The following is a 12,581-nucleotide window of genomic DNA, read 5'->3' as shown; positions in this document are numbered from 1 at the left end:
CGGTTCGGCCGATTCGGTCTCATTCGGACTCGCCCGGCCCTGATCCGACCGAATGCCGCTCCGACAGCGAAACGTTCGGGGGGTCGGGAAATCCGGGGGTCGGGGAATCCGGGGGTCCGATATCGAGGATTCCGGAGAGGACGCCCCCGTATCCGCCCGACCCGCCGGCAGCGGTGTTCCTCCTCTTGAGGAAGGAGGAACACCACTGCTCGCCCTTCCGTCCGCCTAACGCAGCGGGAAGACCTCGAACGGGACGGCGAACCGGGTGCCCAGCCGGGTGCCGGCCGACCGCCCGAGACTCTCCAGGAATCCGCGCGCGTCGGCCATCGCGCCGCCCAGCCCGGCCAGGTACGCCTTGTGCGCCTCCAGCGAGGCGACGCCGGCGTCGAAGTGGTCGGTGGTGTCGACCGCGTGCCGCGAGTCCGGGGAGGCCACCGCCCAGACCTGGCGGACGCCCTCCCAGGGCTCGTGGCCCTCGGCGGTCAGCTCACGGAAGACCCACCGGTTGCCCGCGTCCCGCACCCCGTCCAGGGTGGCCCGGCCGACGGCGACGTGGTCGGCCTGGTTGAGGAAGACGCCGCCGTACGTCTCGCGGAAGTTGCTGGTGATGACGATGTCGGGGCGGTGGCGGCGGACGGCGCGGGCGATGTCGCGGCGCAGCGGCACCCCGTACTCGATCACGCCGTCCCGGTGGCCGAGGAACTCGACGGTGTCGACGCCGACCAGGGCGGCGGAGGCGATCTGCTCGGCCTCGCGCAGCGGGCCGCACCGTTCGGGCTCCAGGGTGTCGATCCCGGCCTCGCCGCTGGTGACCATGACGTAGACGACCTTCTTGCCCTGCGCCGTCCAGCGGGCGACGGCGGCGGCGCCGCCGTACTCCATGTCGTCGGGGTGGGCGACGACGACCAGGGCGGTCTGCCAGTCCTCGACGACGGGCTCGAAGGGCTCGGGTGCCTGCTGCTCGCTCATGGTGGGTGCTGCCTCTCCGTGGTGCAGGTGTGCGCAGGGATGCGTCCGGTGCGGTCGTACGGTCGCACCGGAGGCGACTCTAGAAGATCATCGGACCGCCCGGTGGGCGATGACGGCCTCCACGGAGTGGCGGCGCACGGAGTGGCGGCGCACGGACGGCCGGTGACGGAGCGACAGCGGACGAGGCCGTCACCGGTGTCGAGGACGACGCGACGGAGAGGGACGGCACGACGGCCTTGCCCCTGACCCGCGCGTCAGGGGTTACCGTCCCCGCATCTCCGCGGCGGACCGACCGCCGCGCGCCGTCCCGTTTCGGAGTCCGCCATGTCCCTCCCCCTGCCCACCACCGCACGCGAGGTCCGGCTCGTCGCCGCGCCCTCCGGCCTCCCCCGCCCCGAGCACTTCGCGCTGGCCGAGACGCCGCTGGCCGCCCCCGGCCCCGGCCAGGTGCTGGTGCGCAACCGGGCCTTCCTGGTCTTCCCCGGCCTGCGCACCCTGATCGGCGGCGAACTGACGGACACTCCGCTGCCGTCGATCGGGCCGGGTCAGGCGTTGTTCGGTCCGGCGCTGGCCGAGGTCCTGGCCGTGGGCCCGGACCGGCCGGCGGACGAGGCGCTCCGCCCGGGCGACCTGGTCACCCACCTCCAGGGCTGGCGGGACCACGCGGTGGGCGACGCGGCCTCGTTCACCCGTGTGGACGGCGCCGTCCCGGACCCGCTCGCACTGCTCTCCCCCGCGTCCGCCGGGTACGGCGCGCTGACCCGCTCGGCCGAGGTCCGCGCGGGGGACGTCGTGCTGGTCACGGGCGCGGCGGGAGCGGTCGGCACGGTGGCGGGGCAGGTGGCCCGGCTGCTGGGGGCGGCACGGGTGATCGGCACCACCGGTTCGGCCGCCAAGGCGAAGCGGCTGACCGAGGAGCTCGGCTACGACGCCGTCCTGGTCCGCGGCGCCGGGCCGTTCGCCGAACAGTTGGCGGCGGCCGCACCGGAGGGGATCGACGTGCTGCTCGACCTGGTCGGCGGCGAGCAGCTCACGGCCGCCGTCGACGCGGCCCGGCCGGGGGCGCGGTTCGCGCTGGTTGGGGCGCTCTCCGGGCAGATGGCGCCGGACCGCCGCGGCGGCAGCTCGCCGGCCGTGGTCGACAGCTTCCGTCTGCTGTCCCAGGGCGTCACCGTGCACGGGTTCGCCGGGCTGCAGCACCCGGACCTGGAGGCGGAGTGGCGGCAGCGGCTGGGGGAATGGCTGCGGGCCGGCCAACTCGTCGTGCCCACCACGGTCGTGTCGGGCATCGAACAGGCGCCGTCGGCGTTGCCCCGACTGATCGACGGTGACGGCATCTTCGGCGCGACGATCGTCGAAGTGTAGCCATGGCGTGAGCGGGAGGACGGACGCGCATGAGGATCGGTGACGCCGCGGCGGCGGCGGGCACGACGCCCAGGGCCCTGCGGTTCTACGAACAGCGGGGGCTGCTGCCGCCGCCCGCGCGGACGGCGTCCGGCCAGCGGAGGTACGGGCCGGAGGAGGTGGCCCGGGTGCGGGTGATCCGCGAGCTGCTGGCGCTCGGCCTGACCGTCGAGGACGTGGCCCGCAAGGCTCACCGGCTCGCCCTGCTCACCGAGGACCCGCCGCGCGGCTGCCCGTCGACCGGCGACCGCGGGCCGGACACCTTCACCCCGGTGGTGCAGCAGCGGCTGGCCGCGCTGGACGCCGAGATCCGCCGTCTGACCCGGCTGCGCGACAGCCTGGCCCGGCATGCGAGGACGCGCGGCGCGGCTGAGCCGACGCCGGGTCAGGAGGCGGACGGCGCAGCGTAGGGGCGGCGGACGGGGCGCCGGGGGGGTGATCTCCGGGCCCCGTCCCAGGGCCCGCCCGGAGCGTCCGCTCAACTTACAGAGACTTCTCTGCAGACATCCCTATGCAGAGAAGTCTCTGCATCTTAGGATTCCGGCATGCCCACCGAGCGGTCCGGCGATCCCGGCTCCCCCGATGCCCGTCCCCCGGCCCCGTCACGACCCGCGGCAACCCCCTCAGCCCCTGAGGCCCCGCCGGCCCCTGCGGCCCCGCGCCCGCACCGCCGCCTCGACGCCCGCAGCCTGCGCGGACTGGCCCACCCGCTGCGGATGCGCATCTTCGAGCTGCTGAACCTCGACGGCCCCGCCACCGCCACCCTGCTCGCCGAGCGGCTCGGCGAGAACACCGGGACGGTCAGCTGGCACCTGCGCCACCTCGCCGAGCACGGGTTCATCGAGGAGGAGACCGGCCGCGGCACCAAGCGCGAACGGTGGTGGCGGCGGGTTCCCGTCCCCAACCGGCTCGACACCGCCGACTTCCGCGACGACCCGGAGAGCCACGGCCCGCTCTCCGTCTACCTCCAGGGGGTGGTCCGGCGCCTCTTCGACCGGGTCGACGAGTACATCTCCGAGGACTGGCCGGACGAGTGGCGCAACGTCGGCAGCATCTCCGACTGGAGCCACCTGCGCCTCGATCCGGCCCGACTCAAGTCGCTCAACGAGGAGTTGGCCGCCGTCGTCGAACGGTACGCCCCCGACCCGGACGCCGCACCCGACCCGGAGGCGCTGCCCGTCGTCGTCCAGCTCCAGTCCTTCCCCCGCCGTCCGCACGAGGCCGTCGGCGCCGGAGCTGCCGCCGGACCGACCGCCGCCGGACCGACCGCCCTCGGACCTGCCGGCGCCGAGGACGGCCCGCGCGACGGGCAGGAGGAAACCCGATGAGCGACGCCCGCGGCGGACTCCTCCGCCGGCACCGCGACTTCCGGCTGCTCTGGTGCGGCGAGACCGCCGGCAAGTTCGGTGCCTCGGTGACCGGCGTGGCCATGCCGCTGATCGCCGTCACCGAACTGCACGCCTCCACCTTCGAGATCGGCCTGCTCAGCGCGGCCGCCTGGGCGCCCTGGCTGGTGATCGGCCTGCCGGCCGGGGTCTGGGTCGACCGGTTACCGCGCCGCCCCGTCATGCTGACCGCCGCGGCCGTCTCGCTGCTCCTGTTCGCGGCCGTCCCGGTCGCCGGGTGGTTCGACCTGTTGAGCACCGGCCTGCTGCTCGCCGTCGCGCTGCTCACCGGCACCGCGGCCGTCTTCTTCCAGACCGCCTACACCGCCTACCTGCCCGACCTGCTCGCCCCCGAGGACCAACCCGAGGGCAACGCGAAGCTCCACGGCAGCGCCTCCGCCGCGCAGATCGTCGGCCTGGGCTCCGGCGGCCTGATCGCCCAGCTGGCGGGCGCCGCCAACGGCATGCTCGCCAACGCCGCGACCTTCCTCGTCTCGCTGCTCTGCCTGGGCCGGATCCGGCACCGCGAGACGCCGGCGGCGCGGACCACCGACCGCGCGCTCGGCCGCGAGGTCGCCGTGGGACTGCGGCTGCTCGCCGGGGACCGCTGGCTGCGCGCCCTGGCCCTGTTCGGCGCCTCCTCCAACCTGGCGCTGATGGGGTACCAGTCGATCCAGGTGGCCTTCCTGGTGCGCGAGGTCGGACTCGACGCCGGCACGGTGGGCGGCCTCGTCGCCGCCGCCGGGAGCGGGGGCGTCGCCGGGGCGTTCGCCGCCCGCCGGGTCGCCGCCCGGACGGGCACCGCCCGGGCGATGGTCCTCTTCGAACTCGGCCTGCCCGTGCTCGCCCTGCTCATCCCCCTCACCAGCGGCGGCGCGGGCGTCCTCTGCTACGCCGTGGGCGGGTTCAGCGTCTCGGCCGGGGTGGTGGCCGGGAACGTCATCAAGTCCGGCTTCCAACAGAGTTACTGCCCGCCCGAGCTGCTCGGCCGGCTCACCGCCAGCACCGCCGTCCTCAACTTCGGCACCATCCCGCTCGGCGCCGTCCTCGCCGGCGTCCTCGGCACCACCCTCGGGCTGCGCCCGGCGATGTGGATCGCCACGGCCGGGGTGCCCCTGGCGGCGCTGATCCTGCTCCTGTCACCCGTCGGCCGCGTCCGCGACCTCCCCACCGGGCGCCGGACCACCGACGGGGCGACCGCACGGCCGGAGGCCGCCGTCGGGGCCGCCGAGGAACCCGGCCGGCCCGCGCACCCGGCCCCGCCCGCCCGGCCCACCCGTACGGCGAACTGACCGTTCGTCCCACCCACCGGCCGGGGCCGGAGACCGGGCCGGACGCCGGGCCGGACCACAGGCCGGACCCCGGGCCGGGGGGACAGGCCGGAGACCAAGCCCCGGTCACGCCCACCGGGCCCCGTCCGCCGACGGGCCGTAGGTTGGCTCCATGGCACGGCGCACCAGGGCCGCCCGGCTCACCCCTCCCAGCTGGCTGACCGCGGGACTGCGCCCGCACCCCGCACCCGTGCCCTGGGCGGCGGTGGCCCGCGCCTCGGTCGCGCTCTCCGCCCCGCTCGCCGTCGGCTTCGCGACCGACCGGCCCGAGTACGGCGCGCTGGTCTCGATGGGCGCGCTGTCCGCCGTCATCGGCGACACCGCCGACGCCTACCGGATGCGGGTCTTCAACATCGCCGTGCCGCAGCTCTTCGGCGCGGTCGGGGTGACGCTCGGCACCCTGGTGTACGGCGAGGGCTGGCCGGCGGTCGTGGTGCTGACCGTGGTCGCGCTGGTCTCCGGGATGATCTCCTCGATCGGCGCGGTCGCCTCCGTCTCCGGGCTGCTGCTCCTGCTCAACGCGGTCGTCGGGGCCGGCCTGCCGATGCCGCAGCCCTGGTGGAAGGCCCCGCTGCTGCTGAGTCTCGGCGGGCTGGTGGTGCTGGTCCTCACGCTGTTCGCCTGGCCGCTGCGCGGCGGCGTGCCGGAGCGGGAGGCCGTGGCCGGCACGTACCGGACCGTCGCCGGCTTCCTGCGCGCCGCCGGCACACCGGCGCACGACGAGCGGCGGCAGGCCGTCACCCAGTCGCTCAACGGCTCGTACGACCTGCTGCTCGCCCACCGCACCCGCCGGCACGGCCGCTCCCCCGGGCTGGCCCGGCTGGTCGCGCGGCTCAACGCGGTGATCCCGATCGTGGAGGCGGCCTCCGCCGCCAAGCTCCGCCCGACCCGGCTCGGCCCGCTGCCGGAGGCGTACCCGGCGGCGGTCCTGACCCTGGCCGACGCGATCGGACAGGGCTCCGCCGCCGTGCCGGCCGACCTCGGACTGCCACCGCCGACCGGGCCGTCGGAGCGGGCCCTCGACCAGGCGCTCCGGTACGCGGCGGCCGTCGTCGCCGAACCCGTGCCCGACCCGCGCGGCCCGCACCGCTCCACCCCGCACGGACCGCACCACGCCGTACCCCACCACGCCGCGCCACCCGCGCCCGACCCGTCCGACGCGGTCCACCCGCCCGACCCGCTCGGCCGGCCGGCCGGCCCGCGGGTACGACTCCGGCGCACGGCCCGGGCGGCCCTGCTCTCCGGTGCGTCCTGGCGGTACGGGCTGCGGCTGGCCCTCTGCATCGGCCTCGCCCAGGCGGTGGTCTCGGTTCTGCCCGTACCGCGCTCCTACTGGGTCGCGCTGACCGTCACCTTCGTCCTCAAACCCGACTTCGGCTCGGTGTTCTCGCGGGCCGTGCTCCGCGCGCTCGGTACCGCCGCCGGGCTGCTGATCGCCGCCCCGGTACTCGCCGAGGTGCCCATCGGCTGGTGGGACGTGCCCACCATGGCGCTGCTGGCGACGCTGATCCCGGCCGTCTCCGCGAAGGGCTACGCGTTCCAGACGGCGGCCATCACCCCGGTGATCCTGCTCCTCTCCGACCTGCTGAACCACCAGGGCTTCCGGCTGGTCCTGCCCAGGCTGTACGACTCGCTGATCGGCTGCGCGATCGTCCTGGTGGCGGGCTACCTGTGCTGGCCCGAGTCCTGGCACACCCGGATCGGCGACCGGCTGGCCGACGCGGTCGGGGACACCGCCGCGTACGTGGCGATGGCGTTCGCCGCCGGGCCCGGCCGGGACCAGACGTCCCGGCTGCGCCACCGGCGGCGGCTCTACCGGGACCTCTCGGCGGTGCGCTCCGAGTTCCAGCGCGCGCTCACCGAACCGCCGCCCACGGCGACGCGGGCGGCGGCCTGGTGGCCGCTGGTGATCGCCGTGGAGCGGGTCGTGGAGGCCACCACCGCGACCCGGGTCCGGGTCGAGCACGGCGAACCGGCACCGCCGTCGGCCGGGGTCGGCGCGATCACCCGCGACCTGGACGCGCTCGCCACCGCCCTGCGGACCGGCACCGCGCTGCCCGGGAGCACCGGTCCGGCCGACAGGTCCGAGCCTCCCGGATCGTCCGGGCCGCCCGAGGACGCGGCACCGCAGGATGCGGACGACGTGCTCGGCCCGCTGCGCCGCGAGGTCCTGGCGGCCTGCGCGATCGCCTCTCCCGTACTGCGCTGAACACCCGCCCGCCCCCGGCGCCCGCCCGCGCCCGCCCCGGACCGGGCCCGCTCAGCCCAGCCCCACCCGCGCGGCCTGCCGCTCCTGGTGCCCCTCGCCGTCCTGGATCCGCCGCCACGGCCGGTCCGCCTCCAGCGCGAACGCCAGCTCCAGCAGGACCCGCTCCCCGCCGTGCGCCGCCGACAGGTGCACCCCGATCGGCAGGCCGTCGGCGGTGGCCCCGGCCGGCAGCGCGAGCCCCGGGCCGCCGGTGACGTTGTTGACCGGCGTGAACGCGACGTACCGGACCAGCCGGGCCATCAGCTCGTCGAACGCCACGTTCGGGCTCAGGTGCCCGATCCGCGGTGCGACGTGCGCCAGCACCGGCGAGAGGACCACGTCGTACGCGTCGAACATCGCCGTGTACGCCTGCTCGGCCCGGCGGAGGCGGCGCAGCACGCCCGGGGTCCGCGTGAACTGGCGGTGGAAGCTGCGCCGGAGCCCGGTGGTGAGGCCGTCCAGCTTGCGCGCCTGGAAGCTCGGGTCGAGCGCCAGCTTGCCGGTGGTCGCGATCAGGAAGGCGATGTACCCCCAGTACATGGTGAAGTCGCGGGAGAACTCCTCGCCGAACGGCAGGGTGGCCGGGGTGACCTCGTGGCCCATCGACGCCAGCCGGGCGGCCGTCTCCTCGACCGCCGCCCGGGTCGGCCCGTCGGTGACGGCGAGCGGGGAGTCGACGACCAGGCCGACGCGCAGCGGGCGGTCGCCCGGCCCCTCGACCAGGCCGAGCGGGGGCAGTGCGGGGTTGCGGTGGTGGCGTTCGGCGGCGGCGAGGAAGGCGGCGGTGTCGCGGACCGAGCGGGTCAGCACGCCGTCGGTGATCAGGTCGATCGGCAGCAGGCGGCCCTGACCGTTGGCGACCATCCGGCCGCGTGTGGGCTTCAGCCCGACCAGGCCGCAGCAGGCCGCCGGGATCCGGATCGAGCCGCCGCCGTCGTTGGCGTGCGCGATCGGGACGACGCCGGCGGCGACCAGGGCGGCCGAGCCGCCGGAGGAGGCGCCCGGGGAGTGCGAGGGCCTCCACGGGTTGCGCACCGGGCGGGCCTCGGCGAACTCGGTCGAGGCGTTGAGGCCGAACTCCGGCAGCCGGGTCTTGCCCAGCACCGACAGGCCGGTGCTCAGGAACTGCTCGGCGAAGCCGGCGGTGCGGCGGGCGGGCTTGGCCCGGAACGCCGAACTGCCCTGGCCGGTGGGCATGCCGCGCAGGTCGACGTTGTCCTTGAGGTAGCTGGGCACGCCGTGGAGCGGCGCGTCCCGGTCGGCGCCGGCCGCCGTGTGCGGCCGTTCGTACGAGGCGAACGCGACCGGCGCGAGGGCCGCGTCGATCCGCTCGGCGCGCGCGGCAGCAGCGGCCGCCAGCTCCGCCGGACGGACCTCGCCGGCCCGTACCAGCGCCGCCAGCGCCACCGCGTCGTGCTCGCCCAGCGCGTCGTCCCCGAACGCGTGCACCCGGTCGTCGGCCATCCGGACTCCCCATCCCTACCAGTCGGTAATACCGCGCGAGCTGAGCAGTCTAGGGCTGGCGGGCCCCGTGGGACACCCCCACGAGAGGTGTCCCAGGGGGGTGCCCCACAGGGGGTGTCACGAGCGACTGCCGGGGCAGACGGGGGGAGAAGCCCGAAGGGCGGGGCGGCTTCGCGGCGGCCGACCGGAGATCCGCTCCGGGCACGATCGCGCCGCACCACCCGTTCGGCCCTCCGACTGCCCAGGACCGACAGCCGGCGCCGCCCGGCAGCCCGCGCACCATCGAAAGCTGGTCACCGCATGCTCGACTACGACGACACCGGATTCCGCCGCGACGGCGCGCCGCACCGCATCGTTTCCGGTGCCCTGCACTACTTCCGCGTCCATCCGGACCTCTGGGACGACCGGCTGCGCAGACTGCGTGCCCTCGGTGCGAACACCGTGGACACCTACATCCCCTGGAACTTCCACGAGCTCCCCTCGGGCGAGGTGGACTTCACCGGCTGGCGGGACATCGCCCGGTTCGTCCGGCTGGCGCAGACGCACGGCCTGGACGTCATCCTCCGCCCCGGCCCGTACATCTGCGCCGAGTGGGAGTTCGGCGGTCTGCCGGCCCGGCTGCTCGCCGCCGGCGGGATGCGGCTGCGCAGCTCCGACCCGGCCTTCCTGGCCGAGGTGGACGGCTGGTTCGACGCCCTGGCACCCGAGTTGCTGCCCCTGCTGGCCGGCCGGGGCGGCCCGGTGGTCGCGGTCCAGGTCGAGAACGAGTACGGCAGCTACGGCAACGACGCCGCCTACCTGGCGCACCTGCGGGACGGCCTGGTCACGCGCGGCGTGGACTGCCTGCTGTTCACCACGGACGGTTCCGAGGACTACATGCAGCAGGGCGGCGCGATCCCCGGCCTGCTCGCCACCGCCACCTTCGGCTCCCGAGCCCCCGAGCGGTTCGAGGTGCTCCGCCGCCAGCAGCCCAAGGGCCCGCTCGCCGCGATGGAGTTCTGGATCGGCTGGTTCGACCGGACCGGCGAGCCGCACCACGTCCGGGACGCCGAGGAGTCCGCCCGCTCGCTGGACGAACTGCTCGCCACCGGCGCCTCGGTCAACCTCTACATGGCGCACGGCGGCACCAACTTCGGCTTCTGGGCCGGTGCCAACCACTCGGGCGCGAACCCGTACGACTCCGGGTACGAGCCGACGGTCACCAGCTACGACTACGACGCGCCGATCGGCGAGGCGGGCGAACTCACGGAGAAGTTCCACGCCCTGCGCGCCGTGATCGGCCGGTACGTGCCACTGCCCGAGGGTGAACTCCCCGAGCTCCCGCCCCGCCTGACGCCCCGCCAGCTCGACCGTCCGACCGGCCGGGCCCGCCTGCTGGACTCCCTCGACGCGCTCTCCGCCCCGGTACGCCGGACCGCGCCCGAGCCGATGGAGAACGTCGGCCAGTCCCTCGGACTGATCCACTACCGCACCCACGTCCCCGGTCCGCGGCCCGCCATGCCGTTGCGCATCGACGGCATCGGCGACCGCGCCCAGGTCTTCGCCGACGGCCGCCCGATCGGCGTCCTGGACCGCAACACCCCGGGCGAGACCGTCCCGCTGGAGACCGGCCCGGCCGGCGTGACCCTGGACATCCTGGTCGAGGCCCTCGGCCGGACCAACTACGGCCCCCAGATGGACGACCGCAAGGGCATCGGCCGCGGCGTCTCGCACGACCGGCAGCGGCTCTTCGGCTGGGAGATCCGCCCGCTGCCGCTCACCGACCTCGACGCCCTGGTCTTCGACGGGACCACCGGGGTGGACGACGGCGTCCCCGCCTTCCACCGCTTCGAGACCGACCTCGACGCCCCGGCCGACGCCTTCGTCGCGCTCCCCGCCTGGGGCCGGGGCCTCCTCTGGCTCAACGGCTTCCTCCTCGGCCGCTACACCCACGAGGGGCCGCAGCGCACCCTCTACGCCCCCGGCCCGCTCTGGCGCGCCGGCCGCAACACCCTGGTCGTCCTCGAATTCGACCGTCACGGCGAGGTCCTGGAGCTCCGCGACCGGCCCGACCTCGGCGACACCACCCGCGCCCCCAGCGCCGACTACTGACCCCTCGGCCCCTGCCGGGGTCGCCGTAGGTCGGCCGGGCGCCTCCGCGCCCGGCCGCCCTCGGCCCGAGGGCGGCCGGGCGCCGCGGAATCTCCCCGTCCGCCCCGGAATCACTCCACCCCCGCCGTGGTTGACGGAGCGGCAGGCCGGTGATCACGGCCCGCGGTCGCCGTCCGAGGGGGAACCATGTCCAGCAGCACCGGTGTGAGCGGGAGCGTCGCGCCCGGGTTCGAGGAGGTACGGGCGGAGTTCGCCGCCGTCGTCGCCGAGGAGCCGGAGGGCGGCGGCGCACAGCTGGCCGTCCACCTGGACGGACGGCGGGTGGTGGACCTCTGGGCCGGCGAGGGGGTGTCCGGCGATTCGCTGTTCGCCCTCTACTCCTCGGCCAAGGGCGCGGCGCACCTGCTGGTGGCGCTGCTCGTGCAGGAGGGCGTGCTGCACCTCGACGAGGAAGTGGCCCGGGAGTGGCCGGAGTTCGCCGCCGAGGGCAAGGCCGGAATCACCTTGCGGCAGCTGCTGGAACACCGGGCGGGGCTGATCGGCGTCGACGGCGGGTTCACCTCCGAGGAGCTGGCGGACGACCGCCGGCTCGCCGAACGGCTGGCGCGCCAGAAGCCGTTCTGGGAGCCCGGTACCGCCTACGGCTACCACGCCTTCGTGATCGGCGCGCTGACCGGCGAGGTGGTCCGCCGACGGACCGGCCGTTCGCTCCAGGAGCTGTTCGAGGAGCGGGTCAGGGCGCCGTTCGGGCTGGACTTCCATCTCGGGCTGCCCACCGAGCTGGAACCGCGTTACCTGCCGGTGCGGCCGGCCCGTCCGGCCCCGGGGCGGCAGGCCGACGGGCCCGCGCCCGACAGCATCACCGGGATCGCCTTCAACCTGAACGCCGCCCCGCCCACCGATCTGGTGGAGTTCGCCAACACCCGCTCGGTCCGCGCCCAGGGCCCGGCCTCCTCCGGCGGGGTGGGCAACGCGCGCGGGCTGGCGGCGATGTACGCGGCGGCGGCGCACGGCCTGGACGGGCGTCCGCCCCTGCTCACGGCCGCGACGATCGCCGAGTTCGGTCCGGTCCGCACCCGCGGTACCGACCTGGTGACGGGCGAGCAGGACCACTTCGGCCTCGGCTTCGAGGCCCAGAGCTCCCGCTACGCGTTCCTCGGGCCGGAGGCCTTCGGGCACAGCGGCGCGGTGGGCGCCCAGTCGTTCGCCGACCCGCGCAGCGGTGTCGCCTACAGCTACACCCGCCGCAGCTTCAGCGCCGGTGGCGGCGGCGGTGCTGCCGAGAACCACCGCCTGGCCGCAGCGGCCGTACGGGCCGCGGCGGTCTCCCGGACCGACGCCGCGCGCAGCGGCACGGCCGGCTGACCCGCGGGCCGGGCCGGGGCGGACGAGCCGGGGCCGGGGCGGGCGGGGCCGGGGCGGGCGGGGCCGGGGCGGGCGGGCCGGGCTCCGCGGGCGGTCGGGGTAGATGGCCGGGACTCCCCCGCCCCGTCCCCAGGAGCCCCGCGTGCTCGACACGACCGACGCCGCCCTCGTCCACGAGCTGCAGCGGGACGGCAGGGTCATGTTCTCGGAGGACCTCTTCGCCGTGGACCCGAAGGCGTTCCTGGAAGCCCGGGCCGACCTGACGGTCGTCGGCGGCGAGGTGGTCCACCGCGCCGACTGACACCCGGGCCGGGTGTCCGGGGC

Annotated in this window: 10 protein-coding genes; 8 read left to right on the top strand and 2 right to left on the bottom strand. The window is 75.7% G+C overall.

Annotation, left to right across the window (positions count from 1 at the left end; all coding sequences use genetic code 11):
* Positions 1 to 225: 225 nt before the first annotated feature.
* Complete coding sequence (locus tag ACFWOG_RS17915) at positions 226 to 969, bottom strand: PIG-L deacetylase family protein (RefSeq protein ID WP_380359527.1); 744 nt, start codon at positions 967 to 969, stop codon at positions 226 to 228.
* 324 nt (positions 970 to 1,293) lie between these two features.
* Between ACFWOG_RS17915 and ACFWOG_RS17910 the strand changes: the two genes are divergently transcribed.
* The 5 genes from ACFWOG_RS17910 (at position 1,294) to ACFWOG_RS17890 (ending at position 7,298) form a co-directional block, all read left to right on the top strand.
* The gene (locus ACFWOG_RS17910) at positions 1,294 to 2,334 is read left to right on the top strand and encodes an MDR family NADP-dependent oxidoreductase (protein WP_380359525.1); all 1,041 of its coding nucleotides are present in this window, start codon (positions 1,294 to 1,296) and stop codon (positions 2,332 to 2,334) included.
* Between the two features lie 29 nt (positions 2,335 to 2,363).
* A complete protein-coding gene (locus ACFWOG_RS17905) occupies positions 2,364 to 2,783 on the top strand; it encodes a MerR family transcriptional regulator (protein WP_329947762.1) in 420 nt (139 codons plus the stop codon).
* Positions 2,784 to 3,062: 279 nt separating this feature from the next.
* Positions 3,063 to 3,701: an ArsR/SmtB family transcription factor gene (locus ACFWOG_RS17900; RefSeq protein ID WP_380359559.1), complete on the top strand. Its 639-nt coding sequence runs from the start codon at positions 3,063 to 3,065 to the stop codon at positions 3,699 to 3,701.
* Entirely contained in the window at positions 3,698 to 5,050 is a 1,353-nt protein-coding gene (locus ACFWOG_RS17895) for an MFS transporter (RefSeq protein WP_380359523.1), read from the top strand. Before ACFWOG_RS17900 ends, ACFWOG_RS17895 begins: the two co-directional genes overlap by 4 nt.
* A 151-nt stretch (positions 5,051 to 5,201) precedes the next feature.
* Positions 5,202 to 7,298: an FUSC family protein gene (locus ACFWOG_RS17890; protein ID WP_380359521.1), complete on the top strand. Its 2,097-nt coding sequence runs from the start codon at positions 5,202 to 5,204 to the stop codon at positions 7,296 to 7,298.
* Positions 7,299 to 7,349: 51 nt separating this feature from the next.
* Here ACFWOG_RS17890 and ACFWOG_RS17885 read toward each other — a convergent pair whose 3' ends face one another.
* Positions 7,350 to 8,801 (bottom strand): amidase, encoded by a 1,452-nt coding sequence (locus ACFWOG_RS17885; RefSeq protein WP_380359519.1) that lies wholly within the window; start codon positions 8,799 to 8,801, stop codon positions 7,350 to 7,352.
* Positions 8,802 to 9,101: 300 nt separating this feature from the next.
* Between ACFWOG_RS17885 and ACFWOG_RS17880 the strand changes: the two genes are divergently transcribed.
* From ACFWOG_RS17880 to ACFWOG_RS17870, 3 genes are all read left to right on the top strand, one after another.
* Entirely contained in the window at positions 9,102 to 10,892 is a 1,791-nt protein-coding gene (locus tag ACFWOG_RS17880; protein ID WP_380359517.1) for a glycoside hydrolase family 35 protein, read from the top strand.
* Between the two features lie 186 nt (positions 10,893 to 11,078).
* Positions 11,079 to 12,257 carry a serine hydrolase domain-containing protein gene (locus ACFWOG_RS17875; protein WP_380359515.1) on the top strand — a complete coding sequence of 393 codons (1,179 nt, stop codon included), beginning with the start codon at positions 11,079 to 11,081 and terminating at the stop codon, positions 12,255 to 12,257.
* Between the two features lie 142 nt (positions 12,258 to 12,399).
* Positions 12,400 to 12,558 (top strand): hypothetical protein, encoded by a 159-nt coding sequence (locus ACFWOG_RS17870; protein WP_329947755.1) that lies wholly within the window; start codon positions 12,400 to 12,402, stop codon positions 12,556 to 12,558.
* Positions 12,559 to 12,581 lie beyond the last annotated feature (23 nt).

This window comes from Kitasatospora sp. NPDC058406 (assembly GCF_042722765.1).
Classification (GTDB): domain Bacteria; phylum Actinomycetota; class Actinomycetes; order Streptomycetales; family Streptomycetaceae; genus Kitasatospora.
Note: the sequence above shows the minus strand (reverse complement) of the source record. Positions and strands in the feature narration are given on the sequence as shown.